Source organism: Litchfieldella anticariensis FP35 = DSM 16096, from assembly GCF_000409775.1.
Lineage (GTDB): Bacteria > Pseudomonadota > Gammaproteobacteria > Pseudomonadales > Halomonadaceae > Litchfieldella > Litchfieldella anticariensis.
The window spans coordinates 1,252,119-1,271,083 of record NZ_KE332377.1 but is presented as its reverse complement, the minus strand read 5'-3'; the positions used below and the strand labels follow the sequence as shown (position 1 = coordinate 1,271,083).

Annotated in this window: 17 protein-coding genes; 7 read left to right on the top strand and 10 right to left on the bottom strand. The window is 57.0% G+C overall.

Annotation, left to right across the window (positions count from 1 at the left end):
- Window positions 1-140 precede the first annotated feature (140 nt).
- The 3 genes from L861_RS05930 to L861_RS05920 all read left to right on the top strand — a co-directional run bounded on the left by L861_RS05930 (window position 141) and on the right by L861_RS05920 (window position 3,232).
- Window positions 141-701, top strand: coding sequence for a ComF family protein (locus L861_RS05930; protein WP_236617045.1), 561 nt, complete (start codon window positions 141-143; stop codon window positions 699-701).
- Window positions 702-750: 49 nt separating this feature from the next.
- On the top strand, window positions 751-1,737 hold the full coding sequence (locus tag L861_RS05925) for a serine/threonine protein kinase (RefSeq protein ID WP_016415663.1): 987 nt from the start codon (window positions 751-753) through the stop codon (window positions 1,735-1,737).
- Window positions 1,738-2,047: 310 nt separating this feature from the next.
- Entirely contained in the window at window positions 2,048-3,232 is a 1,185-nt protein-coding gene (locus L861_RS05920; RefSeq protein WP_016415662.1) for a nucleotidyltransferase family protein, read from the top strand.
- A gap of 394 nt (window positions 3,233-3,626) precedes the next feature.
- On the opposite strand, the gene L861_RS05915 is transcribed toward L861_RS05920, so the two are convergent.
- The 4 genes from L861_RS05915 to L861_RS05900 form a co-directional block, all read right to left on the bottom strand.
- The gene (locus L861_RS05915; RefSeq protein WP_016415661.1) at window positions 3,627-3,899 is read right to left on the bottom strand and encodes a PqqD family peptide modification chaperone; all 273 of its coding nucleotides are present in this window, start codon (window positions 3,897-3,899) and stop codon (window positions 3,627-3,629) included.
- Window positions 3,900-4,348: 449 nt separating this feature from the next.
- On the bottom strand, window positions 4,349-6,286 hold the full coding sequence (locus tag L861_RS05910) for an asparagine synthase-related protein (protein ID WP_016415660.1): 1,938 nt from the start codon (window positions 6,284-6,286) through the stop codon (window positions 4,349-4,351).
- 6 nt (window positions 6,287-6,292) lie between these two features.
- Window positions 6,293-6,709, bottom strand: coding sequence for a lasso peptide biosynthesis B2 protein (locus L861_RS23540; protein WP_021029117.1), 417 nt, complete (start codon window positions 6,707-6,709; stop codon window positions 6,293-6,295).
- Between the two features lie 245 nt (window positions 6,710-6,954).
- On the bottom strand, window positions 6,955-7,524 hold the full coding sequence (locus L861_RS05900) for a hypothetical protein (protein ID WP_021029116.1): 570 nt from the start codon (window positions 7,522-7,524) through the stop codon (window positions 6,955-6,957).
- 323 nt (window positions 7,525-7,847) lie between these two features.
- Between L861_RS05900 and folE the strand changes: the two genes are divergently transcribed.
- The 4 genes from folE (at window position 7,848) to L861_RS05880 (ending at window position 12,650) form a co-directional block, all read left to right on the top strand.
- Window positions 7,848-8,405 carry a GTP cyclohydrolase I FolE gene (gene folE, locus L861_RS05895; RefSeq protein ID WP_016415657.1) on the top strand — a complete coding sequence of 186 codons (558 nt, stop codon included), beginning with the start codon at window positions 7,848-7,850 and terminating at the stop codon, window positions 8,403-8,405.
- A 33-nt stretch (window positions 8,406-8,438) separates the two neighbouring features.
- A complete protein-coding gene (folX, locus tag L861_RS05890) occupies window positions 8,439-8,840 on the top strand; it encodes a dihydroneopterin triphosphate 2'-epimerase (protein ID WP_016415656.1) in 402 nt (133 codons plus the stop codon).
- 286 nt (window positions 8,841-9,126) lie between these two features.
- The gene (locus tag L861_RS05885; protein WP_016415655.1) at window positions 9,127-10,584 is read left to right on the top strand and encodes an NAD-dependent succinate-semialdehyde dehydrogenase; all 1,458 of its coding nucleotides are present in this window, start codon (window positions 9,127-9,129) and stop codon (window positions 10,582-10,584) included.
- Between the two features lie 173 nt (window positions 10,585-10,757).
- Complete coding sequence (locus L861_RS05880; RefSeq protein WP_027947743.1) at window positions 10,758-12,650, top strand: ABC transporter ATP-binding protein; 1,893 nt, start codon at window positions 10,758-10,760, stop codon at window positions 12,648-12,650.
- Window positions 12,651-12,755: 105 nt separating this feature from the next.
- On the opposite strand, the gene purH is transcribed toward L861_RS05880, so the two are convergent.
- The 6 genes from purH to accB all read right to left on the bottom strand — a co-directional run bounded on the left by purH (window position 12,756) and on the right by accB (window position 18,783).
- Window positions 12,756-14,348: a bifunctional phosphoribosylaminoimidazolecarboxamide formyltransferase/IMP cyclohydrolase gene (gene purH / locus L861_RS05875; protein ID WP_016415653.1), complete on the bottom strand. Its 1,593-nt coding sequence runs from the start codon at window positions 14,346-14,348 to the stop codon at window positions 12,756-12,758.
- Between the two features lie 92 nt (window positions 14,349-14,440).
- A complete protein-coding gene (gene fis / locus L861_RS05870) occupies window positions 14,441-14,782 on the bottom strand; it encodes a DNA-binding transcriptional regulator Fis (protein ID WP_016415652.1) in 342 nt (113 codons plus the stop codon).
- Window positions 14,779-15,831 carry a tRNA dihydrouridine synthase DusB gene (dusB, locus tag L861_RS05865; protein WP_081645773.1) on the bottom strand — a complete coding sequence of 351 codons (1,053 nt, stop codon included), beginning with the start codon at window positions 15,829-15,831 and terminating at the stop codon, window positions 14,779-14,781. The genes fis and dusB overlap by 4 nt, the downstream gene beginning before the upstream one ends.
- 102 nt (window positions 15,832-15,933) lie before the next feature.
- The gene (gene prmA / locus L861_RS05860) at window positions 15,934-16,848 is read right to left on the bottom strand and encodes a 50S ribosomal protein L11 methyltransferase (protein WP_016415650.1); all 915 of its coding nucleotides are present in this window, start codon (window positions 16,846-16,848) and stop codon (window positions 15,934-15,936) included.
- A 75-nt stretch (window positions 16,849-16,923) separates the two neighbouring features.
- Window positions 16,924-18,264, bottom strand: coding sequence for an acetyl-CoA carboxylase biotin carboxylase subunit (gene accC, locus L861_RS05855; protein WP_016415649.1), 1,341 nt, complete (start codon window positions 18,262-18,264; stop codon window positions 16,924-16,926).
- Between the two features lie 48 nt (window positions 18,265-18,312).
- Window positions 18,313-18,783 (bottom strand): acetyl-CoA carboxylase biotin carboxyl carrier protein, encoded by a 471-nt coding sequence (gene accB, locus L861_RS05850; RefSeq protein WP_016415648.1) that lies wholly within the window; start codon window positions 18,781-18,783, stop codon window positions 18,313-18,315.
- Window positions 18,784-18,965 lie beyond the last annotated feature (182 nt).

Below are 18,965 nucleotides of genomic sequence, written 5' to 3'. Positions count from 1 at the left end.
TGCGTCATGCCCTGCCGGGGCATTGCGCCTTTTGCTTGGGAATGCCTCTGCCAGGAGAGCCTTGGTGTGAACCTTGTCTGGTAGCCTTACCATGGAACCTCCCGGCTTGTTTGAGGTGTGCCGAGCCTATGAGTGGAAGCGTGACAGACGACGCGCTTCTCTGTGGAACCTGCCTGAATCGACCTCCGAGTTTTGTGCGAGCGCGGGTACCGCTTTGCTACCAGGACCAGATTGCCCAGTTGGTGCAACGCTTCAAATTTTCCGCCTCGCCGCGTGCTGGCGCTTTGTTGGTGACGTTGTTGGAGCAGGCATTGCGTCGCGAATGGAGTTGTCCAGGAACGCGTGAGGTGATTTGCCCCGAGGCATTGGTAGGGGTGCCTTTGCATCCACTGAAGGCACGGCAACGTGGATTCGATCAAGCCGGCTGGATTGCCACCCGTCTAAGCAAGCGCCTAGGGGTGCCATGCTACCAGGCAGTACGCAAGCGCATGACCCCGAGTCAACGTGGGCTGACTCGCCGTGAGCGCCAAACCAACCTGCGTCATTCCTTTTCAGTGACGACAGCGTTACCTGCGCGCGTAGCACTGGTCGACGATGTAATGACGACAGGCGCAACGCTGGAGGAACTGACGCGGGCCTGTCTATCCGCTGGTGCTCAGGAGGTCGAAGTTTGGGCGGTGGCACGAACGCCGAAGGAGTGAATTCTGTTAGGATTCATTCAGACGATGTTTTCAAACAAGGTGCCACCATATGACCGCAAACGCTCATCCATTCGAGCGCCTGGATCCCAAGCGCATCGTCGATGCCGTTGAGTCGCTGGGAATGTGGTTGCCTGGCGAGCCTTTTGCGCTCAACAGCTATGAGAACCGAGTCTACCTGGTTCATGACGACGAGCGTCGCCGTTGGGTGGTCAAGTTCTACCGCCCCGGGCGGTGGAGCGATGCTCAAATCTTGGAAGAGCACGACTTTCTGGCCGAGCTTGACGAGGCGGGAGTGCCGGTGGGCGCGCCATGGCGCAATGAAAGTGGTGAGAGCTTGCATCATGCGGAAGGGTTTCGTTTCGCACTGTTTGCCCAGGTCGCAGGCCAAGCGCCGGAGCTCGAGAATCCAGCCCATCTTTTCGCGTTGGGGGATGTCATTGGCCAACTGCATGCAGTTGGCAAACGCCGTCCCTTCGTTCATCGTCGCACCCTGGATCTGGATGGCATGGTAGACGAGAGCCGTGAACAGGTGCTATCCGGCCCTTGGCTGAATCGCCGTCAGCGCCGCGCTTATGAGCGTATCAGTGGGGAGTTGCACAGGGCACTCAAAGCTCGAGCCTGGCCGGCTAGCCGTGCTATCCGAGTACACGGTGATTGCCACTTGGGCAACATGTTGGGACGTGAGGAACACTTCAGCCTGGTGGACTTCGATGACTGCGTGATGGCGCCGGCCGTGCAGGATCTGTGGATGCTATTGACCGCCCAGAGTGACCAGGAAGCGCATATGCAACTGGCCGAGATCGTCGAAGGCTATGAGCAACACACCGAGTTCGATCGTCGAGAACTGGAATGGATCGAGCCACTGCGCAGCCTGCGCTTGATTCGCCATAGCGCCTGGCTAGCAGCTCGTTGGGACGATCCCGCCTTTCCCCGTGCCTTCCCTTGGGTGGCTGAGGAAGGCTATTGGGATGGTCATATCCGGACATTGGAGCAACAGCGCCAAGCGTTGGACGAGGATGCACGCTGGCTGGCATAGTGTGAGTATGGCATCACTCATTATTTGATATGGCATGACTCGAGCCCCAACTCACTCATTGTCCTTACCCTTCCTGCAAGGCTTCCATCAAGAAATTCAACTTGGGCGAGCCGGGGTTTTATCTTAGCCTTACAAAACGTGTTAACACTTTATTACCAAAATAAACATTGGGTTTACTTTTGAAAGGCGCAGGTGGGGAAGTGCAGACGATAAATGGTGAGGGTTGTCAATCCTTCCGGGCCCCGACGTGAATTCACGATTGGAGTGTCAGCCCGGCGCAGCGCGCACGGTCAAGAGCGGTAGAGTGGCGATGAGCTCTTCCGCGTTGGAGCCGTCGCTACAGCTTGTGCTGCTATTGACGCGACTGGAATTGTCGGCAGCGCAGGAACGAGCTGTCCTGGCTTTGTGCTCCCGAATCGACGACTGGTTTCAAGTTGCACAACAGGCCGAGCAGCGCTTTGTATTGCCGTTGATCTATCGGCATTTGTGCCAACTCGCACCGAAGAACCTCCCGCCGGAACAGCTCGAAGGTATGCGTTGCCAATGCTTGGCCATCGTCCAATACAACCTTTGCCTCGCCGACGCGCAGCGACAACTGGTGCAGGAGTTACTGGATCCCCTGGAAATTCCTCACCTGTTCTTCAAAGGGCGTGCGCTGGCAGCTCGCTACTATGATGAGCCAGCCATGCGCTTCTGTCGGGATATCGATCTGCTGGTACCTCATGAGCGAATAGTGGAACTGCTCGAAGCGGCGCTGACACAAGGTTACACGCCGTACTGGCCCCGGAACCTGGCCCCGGATCGGGCTAGCTTGACCTTCGCCGCGCGGGTGCGAACGGTCATCACCTTGCTGTCTCCTCAAGGAATTCAGATCGAGATCCACAAGCAGATCGACAAGGCCGGTACGATCTATGACTCTGCCGAGCTTGTGGCCAACGCCGAAGCCCTGTGGGTGGATGACATCGAGATGTCGGTCATGCCCTCAGCTGAGCTTTTCGTCTACGCCTGCCTGCATCATACCCGACACCGCTGGTCCCATTTGCATTGGTTGGCCGATCTCGATGCGATGCAGCGATCCCCGGATTTCGATCTGGCAGAGGTCCGTGCCTGTGCCAGGCGGCGCAATCTGACTGCCACCCTCGAAGCCTCGTTGGAGCTTTATCAGGCCTGCGCCATGCTTGAACCGTGGCGCAACGAGACAATCAGCGATCACGGCAAGGCCTTGGTCGAGGCTTGCCTGATCAACCTGCAAGGGGCGCGCGAGGTGGAAGTGTTTCTGCGCAATGGGAATCCTACGCCTGATTTTGCTTTTGCCTGGCAGACTAGCCTTCCCCATCGGTTATGGTGGAGGATAAGGGGCTGGGTGAGCCCCTTGCAGCCGAGCTATTCCGACTACGAAAGCTGGCCTCTGCGACCCTGCTATCAGTGGCTGTACCTGCTGAGCCGACCGTTCCGCGGGCTGATCAAACGACTCAATTCCCGCGAGCCGCAGTAACGATGTCGCAAATAAAGGGACTCTGAAAAAAAGCCCTTTTCGCTTGATAAGCGAAAAGGGACTTCTCCAATCATAATCGTCCTAAGGCTGTCACACTAATCTCATGACTCGAGACCACCTGGGACGTTCTCGGAAGAGTGGAAATTTGCCATGGTTTCAGATGGGTTAGGTAGTAGTCCTGAAAGGGTCTGCTCAATACTCATGTGGGAGAGCTTGGGTGTGACCCAGGCACTCTTTTGTTTGCAGGATGATTGTGTGTTGTCCATTATGGGACCTCCCACGTGGACTCGGTTGCGGGACCAATGACTTCCCTTACATGCAATTAAATGTAAAGGTTTGTTAAGAATTGATCGCCGTGCCGTCACTGTCAAGAAATTTATGGGCTAGCAATTATTTACCGGACCTTGATCAGCCCTTCATGATTGAGTTGCTCCAGAAACGCAACGACTTCTTGTGTGCAAGTGTCACGATCGATCTCGAATTCTCTCAGTAACTTTTCGCAGATGGCGGAAATGGTAGTTTCGTGCTCAATAAGCGACCAGATGCGATTTCCCACGATTTGGGTACCGTAGTACATGCCATTTCGAGCACTGAAAATGACCAGGTCGTCGTTTACTTGTGAGGCCAGTGGGCCTTTCTCGCGGCTTACTTTGTTCGATAAATCCATAAAAAATCCCTATTTTAAAATGCTCAGCGGGAAGGTTTTTATACTTTTACAAGAATAAAAAATCCCTTCCGAAGAAACTTTGTCGGAATGAAAGGGATGTAAAGACACTATGTTTTTATTCGAATAAACCAAGTTTATCGAACAGAATGGCACGATTTTGTGTTTGTCTCGCTATTGTTTATGAGTTTAGGGTGCCTGGAACATGGGATGAAGCATTACTCGATGACATACTTTCTGATGGGTTGTTCCGCCGTCCTGAAAGTGTCTGCTCGACGCTCATCACGAACAGCTCGGGTGTGACCCAGGCACTTTTGTTCTGGCTATTCTGGCTAGATGAATCTTTGCCGTTCTTCATGGACTTTCCCTCTCCAAACCGAATTGGGATCGGTCACCTTTTACATTTCCGAAATGTAATGCTTTGTTAAGAATTGGCCGCTTGGCTATTAATGTCAAGTGTTTTCTGGTAAGGCCCTCGAGGCTGTTTGGCGATATGTTCTTCGATCGAACGTACCGTATCGCCGCCACAGGTGCCATGTCTGCAAGGTCGAGGGAAGTGGGATAAATTTCAATAGGTTATGAGAAGAAACGTGCTCCGGGACATCCATGATACGGGCGTGTAAGGACGGAGTGTCCAACCAGTCGCAGTACTGCCGGAACTGCCCATTTTTTGCCTCGTCCGCCAGCAGCCGCCAGCACTCCAGCCGCATGTCCATGCGCTTTTGTTCGTTGCTGATATCCTGCTTGCCAAGATTGCGAGGCAGTATGTCCCTGAGCGCGTTCCGATAGAGGTAACGCGCTACGCCGTTATGCCAAAGCAGGTCAGGAGGAAGGCCCATAGTGAAGCGCAGTAGACGAATGTCCGTTAGTGGATAGCGGTAGATGAGACCTTGTGGTGCTGACCAGTTGGCCCATGTCGTCATGCGGCTGGCCAGGTGCCCATTCTGCAGCAGTATCGCCTGTATTTTCATGGGATCGGCATACTCTCGCCATGCCAGTCCTCGCTGGCTCCAGACCTGTGGAAAGCGATCAATGAAATCCGGACGGATGAACTGCTCGAGTCGATCGGTTCTCAGGAAGGGGGTGAAACGGTCATAAACTGCATCGGGCATCAACGGCAGCAGGGCCGACTGCCACAAGAATCTGGCCATACGCATGACGTGGCGCAGGCCGCCGGCGCTGATCCGTGTCACGTCGAACAGTGTCAACCATTGCCCTCGCTTGAGCAGATACGCGGGGTAACCCCTTGTGCTGAAAGTGGCGGATTCATCGCCGCCCCAGCCGGAAAGGATCACCCGGATGCCTCGCTGGCCGGCATGCGCCATGACCGGCAGCTCCTCGAACAGATCCGTGGAGCCCTCCACAGCGATATCTCGAGCCAGAAAATCATGGAAATCTCGGCCTGTCGCGGTTCCATAATGGCATGCGATATCTTCCCGCTGGCAGATATCCGCGATGATTCGGCGCTCGTCGCGTGGGCTGTTGGATAGGGGGTAGCGCTCCGACACCGGTGGCGCCCAGGTATAACTCATGTCCAGCTCGCGACTCTCGGCGCGAAGAAGGCGGTTGGCGAGAATCGTCACCCCGGTGGAGTCGAGCCCTCCACTGATATGGGAGCCTACGGGGAAGCGGGTCCTCAGGCGGTCGGCCACTGCAGCTTCCAGCAGTTCCCTGAAATGCTCGCTGTACTCTTCTCGGTGTCGATAGCGAATGCTCGCCACCTCCTGCGGGTGCCAGTGGGGCTGCTGTTCCAGTCGTCCACGGCACGCATGGAGATAGTGCCCTGGCCGTACATGCCGGATGTGCTGGAAGAAGCTGTTCTCGTTGGCATCAAGGGGCCAGATCAGAAACGAGGCCACCCGATATTCATCAATGGTAAAGCTGATATCACTGAAGGCCAGCAAGCCCCGGATATCGGTCGAGAACAGGAACCGGTCGTCGCCATGGTAAAAAAATAGCGGCCGAGAACCGATATGGTCCCTGGCACAAAACAGGGCCTGGTGGCGTGTATCCCAAATGGCGAAGGCAAAATCGCCCTCCAGGCGGGAGACGCACTCTCGGCCCCAGCGCCGGTAGGCGTGCAGTATAATCTGGCTATCGGGGATAGCTGCACGGCCGTTGCTGTTGAGAAGCAACTGGTCGAGCAGTTGTTCGCGGTTATCGATGATGGCATCGGCGACGATGGCCAGTCCATCAAGCGCCAAGGGTTGGGCTTCATGGGCCGACTCGGGGCTGATCACAAGGTGCTGATAGCCTAGCGCGACGGGGCCATCGATCCAGACGTCGGAGCCTTCTCGTCCATAGGTGCTCAGAGCCGTCATCGCCGCCTGAAACCCATGTGGGTCGACCGGGTCACCGGAAAAGTGGATACGACCGAGAATGGCGCTCATCGTGCATCATCCATCGACATGATGGTGGTACGTTCTGACAAAACTGGAAACCGCAGTGTACTGGCCGCCATGCTGTCCCAGTACGATTCGCGTGCCGTCCCGCAGCCAAGCATGGGCCTTCATGGCAAGCCGGTTGTCAGCGCCTTGCTCGGTCTGCGTACCCAGAACCAGGCTGTTGGAGATGCGGCGTCGGTTCAGCATCCATTGGGCGGTCATGGCCAGCATCAGGCAGGTGAATCGACCGCCGGAAGCGTTATTGACGGCCATGGCAGCCCAGCAGATGTCTCGCGTCCGTTTATCGGTGGAGGCAGCGGAGGGGGCGGCTTCTCCCGGTGTCGGCTTGCCCAGCCCGCGTGACCAGAACCGAAACGGCAGAACTCTTACCAGAACCCATGCCCACGGCAGCAGATAAGCAGCTTCCATGAGCATGATTTTCCGGGCGTGGGGGAGCTGGTGGAATTTTCGGAGTGTGCGCATGCTGTTATTCTGAGTGTTCGCATGCCGTTATTATAGTCGCAAGTTTGCATCTCTCCTTGCCCAACACGTACTTGAGGTCATGGAGCGCGTGTTGGGGCTTGTCTCAAAGACGCAGGCGGGCTGTGTCCAAGATCGCGGCATTCGCAGTGGTGGACAACGAAGCATCACGACGTCATGGAAACACGCGGCGGTCAGTCTTCGTCGGGATCCGGGCGCTCATTGGGAATCGGGTTGGCGATTCCTTCTCCCTCGGCTTGGCGGCGTTGTTCGTTGATTCGGGCGGCAGGGTTGTCTTGAGGATCCAACGCCAAGGCTCGCCCCAAGCGCAGTTGGAAGATATGCGATGGCTGTAACTCGGCACGCTCGCACTCGCTGCCGAGCTTTTCTATACAGGCATCAACGGCGTAGCTGCCGTCACTCTCCATGGCCGATGCCGAGAGCTTGCCGCTGAATATTTCGCTATCGGCACCATGGGTGTCGATACAGGTCAGGGTCTTGGCCGAGATCCTGACGCGCTCGCCCTCAAGCTGTGCATCGGCCGTGATCAGACAATGTTCGGGAAGATGATAATCGGCCTGCTGGCTTGCCACGGGTTGCAGGATCAGATCGGAAAGGGTGGGGGTGTCTCGCGTCAGGTGTGCCTCGTCGATCACGTGGACCGCGAAGGAGGCATCTTCAGGCAGGCGCAACGTGTCGCTCATGGCAGCCTGGGGCAGCGTTAGGCCGACCATCAGCAATGTACTCAAGTATCGTTTCATCATGGTCTGAGCCCTCGAGGATGGAACGGCCCCTAGTCTCTCTGTACGAAAGATCGTCACGCGAACGAGTACTACCAAGCGCTTTCGCCAGACGACTTTACCAGAGCCAGGCAGGGGAAATCAGGGCGACGATTCTAGCATGATCGTGGTGGCGACGCAGCGAGGCAGGTTGTCGCGGAGGTACTGTCGCTTATGCTCCTGCGTTGTGGCGACGGTTGGGATAGAATTGACGTTTGATGCCAGATATTGTTGTACGCGCGCGTTTTGTTTGCATAAAGACTGTAAAAATAAAGGGTGTGCTACAACCCTGACCAATAGGCCGAACGATGACCGAAGAACTCGCCCATTACTATCGTCAGATCATTAGCGGCTTGGGAGAAGATCCCGAGCGTGAGGGGCTGCGTGATACACCCAAACGTGCCGCCAAGGCGATGCAGTTCCTGACCCGCGGCTATTCCCAGTCGCTGGAAGCACTGGTCAATGGCGCGGTATTCGAGTCCGAAACCGATGAAATGGTGCTGGTCAAGGATATCGAGCTCTACTCGATGTGCGAGCACCACCTGTTGCCATTCATTGGCAAGTGCCACATTGCCTATCTGCCAAGTGGTAAGGTACTGGGGCTGTCCAAGTTCGCACGTATTGTCGACATGTATGCCCGGCGGATGCAAATCCAGGAAAACCTCACGCGACAGATTGCCGAGGCGGTGCTTCAGGTCACTGAGGCGAGAGGGGTGGCTGTGGTCATCGAGGCCCAGCACATGTGTATGATGATGCGAGGGGTGGAGAAACAGAATTCGAGCATGACCAGTTCGGTCATGTTGGGGGCTTTCCGCGATAACCAGCCGACCCGCCAGGAGTTTCTCACCCTGGTTCACGGCCGCTGAGTGGTAGCCATTTTCCATTCGAAGGGGATCCTCATGCCGTTGCATGCGCTTAACGACCAGCATTTCGATCACGACTTGGCCACCATTCGTATCAAGAACCTGCGTCTTCGTACTTATATCGGCATCAAGGAAGAGGAAATCGCAAACCGTCAGGATGTGGTGATCAATGCGGTGATTCGCTACCGGGCCGCGCGGGCCGTGCAATTCAATCATATCGATCAGGCGCTCAACTATCGCACTATTACCAAGCACCTGATCGCACATGTGGAAGACAATCGCTTCCTGCTACTGGAACGCATGACCCGGGAAGTGCTTGATATCATCATGTCCTACGAACAGGTACTGACGGCACAGGTCGAGATAGATAAGCCGCATGCGTTGCGATTCGCTGACTCGGTATCGATTACGCTGTCGGATTCACGAGAGGCGTTGTGAGCGATTGGGGTTGGTGCCGTGCTGTGAATCGGCTTAGCATGAAAGGATGAAGCCGATAGACGAATGGAAGATATTACTGTGCTCTCCAACATCGGTTTGCGCCAAATTCGTAGCGATCCCGAACGTCGTCGGGGTCGCAGGCTCTGCTGAGCGGCTATCGCATTGGCCCGAGATCTGGCCATGGTAGTCGCATCGATCATCCCACTATCGCGGTATCAGCGGTGACAATGCCGCCGATGCCATCCTGAACGGCGCCTGGCGCCGTCATCCCGGGAAGGAGATTACCATGGAATCCCTGCAAGACAGCCCGCTGTTTCGCCCCTTTGCCTATATCGATGGTAGTTGGGTTGCTGCTGACAGCGGCGAACAGATCGATGTCGTCAACCCGGCTGATGGCGAAGTCATTGGTCAGGTTCCACGTCTTGGTCGTGTCGAAACCGAGAGAGCCATTGCCGCGGCTGAGGCTGCTTTTCCTGCTTGGCGAGCTCTGACGGCGCTGGAGCGGGCTGATATTCTGATGAAATGGCATGACCTGATGCATGAGCATCAGGAAGAACTTGCCACTATCATGACCCTTGAACAGGGTAAGCCGGTCAAGGAAGCTGCTGGTGAGATCGCTTATGCTGCAAGCTTTCTGCGTTGGTTTGCTGAACAGGGACGGCGTATTTATGGCGAGACAGTTCCTGCCGCCAAGAGTAACCAACGTATCGTCGTGACCAAACAACCGGTGGGTGTGGTCGGGGCCATCACACCGTGGAACTTTCCTGCTGCCATGATTACCCGCAAGGCGGGTGCGGCACTTGCTGCGGGATGCCCATTCATCGTCAAGCCTGCGAGCCAGACCCCATTTTCGGCCACGGCGCTGGCGCTGCTCGCCGAACGTGCCGGGGTACCGCGCGGCGTATTCAATGTCATCCCCGGGCGCGCCAGCGAAATCGCAGCAGCGCTTACCGAATCATCCGTGGTGCGTAAGATCACCTTTACTGGCTCTACCGAGGTCGGCCAGCAATTGATGGCTCAGGCGTCGCAGCACATTCAGAAAATCTCGTTGGAATTGGGGGGCAATGCGCCCTTCATCGTCTTCGAGGATGCTGACCTCGATGCCGCGGTGGACGGCGCCATGGTCGCCAAGTTCCGCAACGGCGGCCAGACTTGCGTGTGTACCAACCGTTTTCTGGTGCAGTCCAGTGTGGTTAATGCTTTCTGCGAAAAGCTCGCCGTAGCCATGAACAGCGAACTGCATGTCGGTGATGGCATGCAGGAAGGTATCAATATCGGCCCCTTGATCGATGACAAGGCAGTGGCAAAAGTGAGTGAGCATGTCCACGATGCTGTCGATCATGGTGCTGAGTTACTGCTGGGCGGAAATCCACACCCCTTGGGCGGTAACTTCTTCACCCCGACATTGGTTAGTGGTGCCAATGCCGCAATGAAGGTTGCCAAGGAAGAAACATTTGGCCCCTTGGCGGCGGTATTCCCGTTCGAGGATGAGGAAGACGCCGTGGCCATGGCCAATGACACCCCCTATGGCCTGGCCGCCTATTTTTACTCCCGTGACCTGGCCCGTGTCTGGCGGGTCGCCGAAGCCCTGGAGTATGGCATGGTTGGAATCAACACCGGCCTGGTTTCCAATGCTGCGGCTCCCTTCGGTGGCGTCAAGGCATCGGGACTGGGGCGCGAAGGTGGTCATCAGGGGATAGAGGAGTTCGTCGAAACCAAATATCTGTGCATTGATCTTGGCTGAGCCGTCGCGGTAAATAACCCATGCCGCCAGTAACGGGCAGCCCAGTGGACGGGCTGCCCGTTGCTTTTATACAGAGGAAAATGTGCAGAGAAAAACCCTTGACCTCAATTTAAGTTGAGGTATTAGGGTGGATAGCGTCGTCGTACTTGCATATGAAGGGAGTCGAGTTCGCCATGTTCCGTTTCTTCGAGACACTGGTTCATCCCTATCCGTCGGGTGAACCCAAGACACCTCCTCGTGGGTTGTTGGCCTTCCTTCATTACTACTCGAGGCCGGTATTGCCGCTGTTGGGGGTGATGTCACTATTGACTGCCCTGGTCTCGGTTGCCGAGGTCGTGTTCTTCAGCTATATGGGAGACCTCGTCGATTGGCTATCCAATGCCGAGCGTGAGAACTTCTTCGCCGAGCATGGGGCGAGTCTGGCCAGCATGGCGCTGATGATAGTCGTTGGCTTTCCGCTGCTGATACTGCTGCAGTCATTGCTGACCCACCAGAGCATCTTTGGTAACTATCCGATGATCGGGCGTTGGTTGGCGCATCGCCATATCCTTCGTCAGAGCATGGCGTTCTTTCAGGACGAATTTGCGGGGCGTGTATCGCAGAAGGTCATGCAAACGGCACTGGCCATCCGCGAGACTGTGATGAAGCTGACCAACCTATTTGTCTATGTCGTCGTCTACTTCACTGGCGCGATGTTTCTGGTCGGAAGCGCCGATCCTTGGCTAATGTTGCCATTGGTCGTGTGGTTGGCGGGATATATTGGGATCATGGTGATCTTCGTGCCACGCTTGCGGCGTGTCTCGATGGCTCAGGCTGATGCTCGGGCACAAATGACCGGGCGTATCGTCGATAGCTATACCAATATCCAGACCATCAAGCTGTTCGCTGATTCCCTACGCGAGCAGGCCTATGCACGCGATGCCATGGACACTTTCATGCAGACGGTGCACCGTCAGATGCGTCTAGTGACGTTGATGACGGTGACGTTGACGGTGCTCAACTCGTTGTTGCTGGCTTCGGTAGCTGGCATCGCGATCATGGCTTGGTATTTCTCGTTCATCTCCCTGGGTGTGATTGCAGTGGCGATCGCGCTGGTGATGCGTATCCGTTTCATGTCGGACTGGATTTTGTGGGAAGTGGCTGGCCTGTTCGAGAACATTGGCACGGTACAGGATGGCATCAATACCATTGCCCAGACTCCGGCGATTACTGACCAGCCCAATGCCAAAGAGCTGATGGTTCCTCGGGGAGAGATCCGCTTCGAGCAGCTTCACTTTCATTATGGCAAGGTGCGTGACGATGAGTGTCATCCGCGGGTCATCGAGGATCTCTCGCTGACCATCCAGCCAGGTGAAAAGGTCGGTATCATCGGTCGCTCCGGGGCAGGAAAATCGACCCTTGCCAATCTACTGCTGCGCTTCTACGACTTGGAAACGGGGCATATCTTGATCGATGGACAGGATATCGTCGAGGTCACCCAGGAATCGTTGCGTCGGCAGATCGGCATGGTGACTCAGGACACGTCGCTGTTGCACCGCTCGATCCGTGACAACATCCGCTATGGCAGCCCGCATGCCACTGACGAGCAGGTAATGGAAGCGGCACGACGTGCGCATGCCGATGTATTCCTCGACACTTTGAGCGACCCACAAGGGCGTCGAGGGTTGGACGCTCACGTTGGTGAGCGAGGGGTCAAGCTTTCCGGTGGGCAGCGCCAGCGTATCGCCATTGCCCGGGTACTGCTCAAGAATGCCCCGATCCTGGTTCTCGACGAGGCAACCTCGGCACTGGATTCCGAGGTCGAGGCGGCGATCCAGGAGCAGCTTTATGCGCTGATGAAAGGCAAGTCAGTACTAGCCATTGCCCACCGGCTGTCGACCATCGCCATGCTCGACCGGCTGGTGGTCATGGACCGGGGGCGCATCATCGAAACCGGCACTCATGAAGAATTGCTGCGCCGCGATGGGCTGTATGCCGCATTATGGAAACGCCAATCTGGCGGTTTCTTGGGCGAAGATGTCGGCAATGCCGCCGATACCGAGAAGACCATCGTCGACGAAGCATAGCCTGATCCATGATGCAAAAAAAACCCTCACACGATAAATTTTCGTGTGAGGGTTTTCTAGTTTATCAGTAACCTATCCTACGTTTACAGTTTACAGCTTACAGCTTCAGTGCCTGAAGTGGCGCATGCCGGTAAACACCATCGCAATACCCGCCTCGTTGGCGGCATCGATCACTTCTTGATCACGCATTGAGCCGCCGGGTTGGATCACTGCCGTGATGCCGGCCGCAGCGGCGGCATCGATGCCATCGCGGAACGGGAAGAAGGCATCGGATGCCATCACCGAACCGGGTACGGCCAGGCCTTCATCAGCAGCCTTGATGCCGGCGATCTTGGCCGAATAGACACGGCTCATCTGACCGGCACCTACGCCAATGGTCTGGCCATGCTTGGCGTAGACGATGGCATTGGACTTAACGTACTTGGCGACCTTCCAGGCAAATGCCAAGTCACGCATTTCCTGCTCGCTGGGAACACGCTCGCTGACCACTGTCAGTTCGTCACGCCCGACCATGCCCAGATCGCGATCCTGGACCAGCAGGCCTCCGGTGACACGCTTGAGGTCATGAGCCTGTTCGCGCTTGCCGGGCCATTTGTCGCCGACGTCGAGCAGACGAACGTTCTGTTTCTCGGCGACGATGGCCTTGACTTCGTCGCTGACACCTGGAGCGATGATCACCTCAACGAACTGACGGTCGATGATGGCTCGAGCAGTATCGGCATCGAGAGGCTTATTGAAGGCGATGATACCTCCGAAAGCACTGGTGGGATCGGTAGCAAAGGCTTTCTCGTAGGCATCGAGTATCGTCTGTCCCACGGCCACGCCACAGGGGTTGGCGTGTTTAACGATGACGCAGGCAGTCTCGGTGAATGCCTTGACGCACTCGAAAGCGGCATCGGTATCGGCAACGTTGTTGAATGACAGTTCCTTGCCCTGCAACTGTGTGGCGGTGGCGACGCTGGCTTCAGTGGCGTCCTCTTCCACGTAGAAGGCTGCCCTCTGGTGGGGATTTTCACCATAGCGCATCGATTGCTTCTTGCGAAACTGCAGGCTGTAGGTGCGTGGGAAGCCTTCCTCACCTCCGGGTACCCGCTGCCCTAGGTAGTCGGCAATTGCTGCATCATAGCCTGCGGTATGTTCGAAGGCCTTGACTGCAAGATCGAAGCGGGTCGCATCGCTGACCGCGCCGCCCTGTTCACCCATTTCACTCAGTACTCGCTCATAATCGGCAGCATCTACCACGATGGTGGTATGGGCATGATTCTTGGCACAGGCTCGAACCATGGTTGGCCCGCCGATATCGATGTTCTCGATCGCGTCTTCGAGGGTGCAGTCGGTACGAGCTACAGTCGCCGCAAAAGGGTAAAGGTTGACCACCACCATGTCGATGGGGGCGATGTCATGCTCAGCCATTACCGCATCGTCCTGGCCACGACGTCCAAGGATGCCGCCATGGATCTTGGGATGCAGCGTCTTGACCCGACCGTCCATGATTTCCGGGAAACCGGTATGTTCGCTGACTTCACGTACGGTGATGCCGCTGTCCTTCAACAGGCGGAAGGTGCCACCGGTGGACAGCAGTTCGACATCGTGTCCAGCCAGGCCTTTGGCGAATTCGACGATTCCGGTCTTGTCGGAGACGCTTATCAAGGCGCGACGTACCGTTTGCGGAGAAGAGGGAGTTGCTTGATTGGCCATTCGATTCGACTCTTGAAACGAGAGGAGAAAATTCGGCGGTGCCCGCGGCGAGGGGCATGAAAAGGGGAGTCACAGTCGACTCCCCTTCGCTGTCATATCAGCGCATACTGCTTGAGCTTCTTGCGTAGGGTCCCACGATTGAGGCCGAGGATCTCGGCGGCACGCGTCTGATTGCCGTTGACATAGTCCATCACCGATGTGAGCAGAGGGGCCTCGACCTCGGCCAGAACCATGTCATAGAGGTCGGTGACCGTCTCGCCATCGAGGTGGGCGAAATAACGGCGCATGGCCACGTCGACCGCTTCGCGAAGAGGTCGTTCCTGGGTCGGTTCCGCATGTGTCGCTTGCAGTGACATCGAGGGCGTGCTGGCGAGTTCCAGGGCGTCCTGATGAGCGGTAAAACCATGATTGGGAGTCGCTTGCCTGCTGGTCATGCTGCACTGATTCCATCCGTCGCCATGCGGTAGTCAGCTTCGGCTGCCGCGTGACGAAACAGTTCGTCCACAAAATGAAGTTGGTCCCGAGGCCGCTCCAGCGCATTGAAGATGGCCCGTTGCGACTTGGCTGCCTGGGGAGAGAAGTGCAAACGGTTGGCGAGGTACCAGCCCAAGTGCTTGCGGGCGATACGCACCCCCATATGCTCCCCATAGAAGTCGTGCAAGGCCCTGAGATGGCCACGTATCACGCCGACCTTCTCATCGTTCGTTGGTGGCGACAGGCACTCCGCATGTCTCAGGTAATGGTCGATCTCGCGGAATATCCACGGATTGCCTTGGGCTCCGCGACCGATCATTACTGCATCCGCACCAGTATAGTCGAGGACGGCGGCAGCCTTGAAAGGAGAATCGATATCACCATTGGCGAAGACCGGAATATTCACCGCTGCCTTGACTGCGGCAATGGTGTCGTATTCAGCATGGCCATTATAGCGTTGCTGCCGGGTTCGGCCATGTACGGCCAAGGCGGCGATACCGGCGCTTTCCGCCATGCGTGCTATGCGCACGGCATTGTTGCTCTTCTCGCACCAGCCGGTGCGAATCTTCAACGTCACCGGAAGACACACGGCGTTGACTACAGCGTCGAGTATTTCACCCACCAACGGCTCGTCGCGAAGCAGCGCTGAGCCGGCCGCCTTGTTGCAGACCTTCTTTGCCGGACACCCCATATTGATATCGATGATCTCGGCACCCTGATCGGCATTCAAGCGCGCTGCTTCGGCGAGCATGTGGGCATCACCACCGGCGATTTGCACTGAGCGTGGTCCCGGTTCACCGCGATGATCGAGGCGCAACCTCGATTTGCGTGTATGCCACAGGCTGGGGTCCGACGTTACCATTTCCGAGACCACCAGTCCTGCACCCAGGCGCCGGCAGAGCTGGCGGAAGGGGCGGTCGGTGACGCCGGCCATCGGAGCCAGTATCACTCGATTGAGGAGTCGATGCGGCCCAATGGCGGGCAGCATCCGCTGGTGGTGATGAGGCATCGTTACTCGGATCGCTTGGCTATCACTGGCTAAAGGGGGCTTATCATACCCACGGACCGGGCCTGGGTGAAGGTGGAATAAGGTCGCAGGCCAATATGATGTTCATATCTCTGGGCGATGGCCGCTCAGAAGTGCCCAACCTTCACGCTCGACAGGCTCGTCCATGACCAGCCCTTGGCTGCGATAAGCCTCGAACACTTCTTCGGCTTGAGGGGCGAGAATGCCGGACAAGGCCAGCCGTCCGCCGGGCGCTACTTGACTGGCGATGTCTGCCGATAGTTCGATGAGCGGTCCGGCGAGGATATTGGCGATCACCACCGGAAAGGGGCGTGGTTCATGCTGTTCGGGATAACGCAGCACTAGTCGCGATGCCTCGATGGCGTTACGTTTAGCGTTATCGCGGCTAGCTTGTAGCGCCTGGGGGTCGATATCGGTACCGATGGCATGCTTGGCGCCAAGCTTCAGCGCGGCAATGGCCAGGATGCCTGAACCGCAGCCCACGTCCAGCACGTCGAGGCCTTCGAGCTTGCCGGCTGCCGCTAGGGCGTCGAGCCACTCCAGGCATAGGGCAGTGGTGGGATGGGTGCCGGTACCAAAGGCAAGACCAGGATCAAGCAGCAGGTTGACGGCTTCAGGATCGGGTGCCTCGTGCCAGCTTGGTACAATCCACAGCCGGCTTCCCATGCGCAGGGGTTGGAAACCGTCCATCCATTCGCGTTCCCAGTCACGATCGGCGAGCAGTTCGAATTCGATTTCCGGGCAAGGCTCTTCGGGGTTTTGTGCAGCCCAGGCCTGACGCACGCGCTCGAGCATGTCCTCGATGCCTTCCAGGTCATCATAGAGCCCAGTGAGCACGGTATCGTGCCAGAGTGGCGTTGTGCCTCGCTCGGGCTCGAAAACCGGGTCGTCGTGGGCATCCTGCAAGGTGATGGCCGAGGCTCCTTCAGCGAGCAGCAGCTCTTCCAGTGCGTCGGCTTGATTGGGAGTAATGTAGGCCTTGAGTTGTAGCCAGGGCATTATGTCGCCTCTTGTGAGGAGAACAGAGCGGGGTGGCCATGGCCACCCCGCATCGGCGTGTTCCATAGTCGGCTCTCAGAGACCGAGCTTCTTTTCCAAGTAGTGGATATTCACGCCACCTTGCTGGAAGTGACCGTCACGTACCAGGTCCTTCTGCAAGTCGATATTACTCTTTATGCCTTCTACCAGCAGCTCGTCGAGGGCATTACGCATGCGCGTCAGAGCCGCTTCGCGGCTTTCGCCCCACGTGATCAACTTGCCGATCAGCGAATCGTAGTGAGGCGGCACGGTATATCCCGTGTACAGGTGAGAATCCATCCGTACACCAAGGCCGCCGGGGGGATGATAAAGCGTGACCTTGCCGGGTGAGGGCATGAAGGTGCGCGAGTCCTCGGCATTGATACGGCACTCGAAGGCATGGCCGATGAGTTCGACGTCTTCCTGCTTGATCGACAACGGCAGACCGGAGGCGATCCGCAACTGTTCCTTGACGATATCCACGCCAGTGACCATCTCGGTTACCGGATGCTCGACCTGCACGCGGGTGTTCATCTCGATGAAGAAGAACTGGCCATTTTCGTAAAGGAACTCGAAAGTGCCGGCACCCCGGTAGTTGATTGCCAGACAGGCATCGGTACAGGCCTTGAGGACTTGTGCCCGGGCTTCCTGATCCAGGTGCGGCGCCGGCGCTTCCTCGAGAACCTTCTGGTGACGGCGTTGCAACGAGCAGTCGCGATCGAACAGATGAATGGCATTGCCTTGGCCATCGGCCAGCACCTGTACTTCGACGTGGCGCGGTTGCTCGAGGAATTTCTCCATGTACACCGTGCCATCGCCGAAAGCCGCATTGGCTTCGTTCTTGGTGATGCTGAGTGCCGACAGCAAGTGGGCTTCGCTGTGCACCATACGCATGCCTCGGCCACCGCCGCCCGCAGCAGCTTTGATGATGACCGGATAGCCGATGCGGCGGGCGATTTGCAATACTTCAGTTTCGTCATCAGGCAGTGGGCCATCGGAGCCGGGCACGGTGGGAACCCCTGCCTTTTTCATAGCTTTGATGGCACTGACCTTATCACCCATCAGGCGGATGGTTTCGGCACGAGGGCCGATGAACACGAAACCGGAACGCTCTACCTGCTCGGCAAAGTTGGCATTTTCGGATAGAAAGCCGTAGCCGGGGTGGATAGCGCTGGCGTCGGTGACTTCGGCGGCACTGATCAGTGCCGGAATGTTCAAATATGATTGCGCGGAAGGCGCCGGTCCGATACACACGGCTTCGTCGGCAAGACGCACGTGCATGAGCTCGCGATCGGCCTTGGAGTGCACCGCAACGGTTCGGATACCCAGTTCCTTGCAGGCGCGCAGTACGCGCAGGGCAATCTCGCCGCGGTTGGCGATGAGTACCTTGTCCAACATTGTTGATCCGCCCATGTTGTCATGGAGAGTGGTCATGTGGGAGCCGTGTCAGGCAATGATCAGCATCGGTTGGTCGAATTCGACCGGCTCACCATCCTCGACGAGAATCGCTTCGATCACGCCGTCTTTGTCGGCCTCGATCTGATTCATCATCTTCATGGCCTCGACGATACAAACCGGGTCACCTTTCCTGACGCTCTGGCCGACCTCCACGAAAGGCTTGGCGCCAGGTGCCGATGCACGGTAGAAGGTGCCAACCATGGGCGATGCCACGGCATGACCTTGAGGCTCTGCCGAAGCGCTGGGTTCCTGAGTTGCTGGAGCAGCTTGCTGGGCAGGTGGGGGCGTGGTGGAAACTGGTGCTGGTGCATAGCCTTGCGGTACCGGGGCGGAGGGATACCCCACACCGTTCGGATGACGACTGATGCGTACTGACTCTTCGCCTTCCTGAATTTCGATTTCGCTGATGTTGGACTCTTCCAGCAACTCGATCAGCTTCTTGACCTTGCGGATATCCATGAGCCTATCTCGATCGGATGAAGAAAAATGGAGCTGTTAACCAGCTTGAAATTTGTCCAGATCACGGCACGATCTTGCAAGATGCCGTATCTAGAGGCCTAAAAGAGCATTGTGGGCGGAGTTTGCCGAAAAATGGAAGGCTTGTCCAGTTCACACTGAAATGACGACCAAGCACCAATTTG

Excerpts from the sequence above, each read along its gene's own strand:
- L861_RS05920 (WP_016415662.1), top strand. The coding sequence starts at position 2,048 with ATGAGCTCTTCCGCGTTGGAGCCGTCGCTACAGCTTGTGCTGCTATTG.
- L861_RS05910 (WP_016415660.1), bottom strand. The coding sequence starts at position 6,286 with ATGAGCGCCATTCTCGGTCGTATCCACTTTTCCGGTGACCCGGTCGAC.
- accC (WP_016415649.1), bottom strand. The coding sequence starts at position 18,264 with ATGTTGGACAAGGTACTCATCGCCAACCGCGGCGAGATTGCCCTGCGC.
- accB (WP_016415648.1), bottom strand. The coding sequence starts at position 18,783 with ATGGATATCCGCAAGGTCAAGAAGCTGATCGAGTTGCTGGAAGAGTCC.
- L861_RS05900 (WP_021029116.1), bottom strand. The coding sequence starts at position 7,524 with ATGATGAAACGATACTTGAGTACATTGCTGATGGTCGGCCTAACGCTG.
- fis (WP_016415652.1), bottom strand. The coding sequence starts at position 14,782 with ATGACCAGCAGGCAAGCGACTCCCAATCATGGTTTTACCGCTCATCAG.
- folX (WP_016415656.1), top strand. The coding sequence starts at position 8,439 with ATGCCGTTGCATGCGCTTAACGACCAGCATTTCGATCACGACTTGGCC.
- dusB (WP_081645773.1), bottom strand. The coding sequence starts at position 15,831 with ATGCCTCATCACCACCAGCGGATGCTGCCCGCCATTGGGCCGCATCGA.
- L861_RS05885 (WP_016415655.1), top strand. The coding sequence starts at position 9,127 with ATGGAATCCCTGCAAGACAGCCCGCTGTTTCGCCCCTTTGCCTATATC.
- L861_RS23540 (WP_021029117.1), bottom strand. The coding sequence starts at position 6,709 with ATGGAAGCTGCTTATCTGCTGCCGTGGGCATGGGTTCTGGTAAGAGTT.
- L861_RS05925 (WP_016415663.1), top strand. The coding sequence starts at position 751 with ATGACCGCAAACGCTCATCCATTCGAGCGCCTGGATCCCAAGCGCATC.
- L861_RS05880 (WP_027947743.1), top strand. The coding sequence starts at position 10,758 with ATGTTCCGTTTCTTCGAGACACTGGTTCATCCCTATCCGTCGGGTGAA.
- purH (WP_016415653.1), bottom strand. The coding sequence starts at position 14,348 with ATGGCCAATCAAGCAACTCCCTCTTCTCCGCAAACGGTACGTCGCGCC.
- L861_RS05915 (WP_016415661.1), bottom strand. The coding sequence starts at position 3,899 with ATGGATTTATCGAACAAAGTAAGCCGCGAGAAAGGCCCACTGGCCTCA.
- prmA (WP_016415650.1), bottom strand. The coding sequence starts at position 16,848 with ATGCCCTGGCTACAACTCAAGGCCTACATTACTCCCAATCAAGCCGAC.
- folE (WP_016415657.1), top strand. The coding sequence starts at position 7,848 with ATGACCGAAGAACTCGCCCATTACTATCGTCAGATCATTAGCGGCTTG.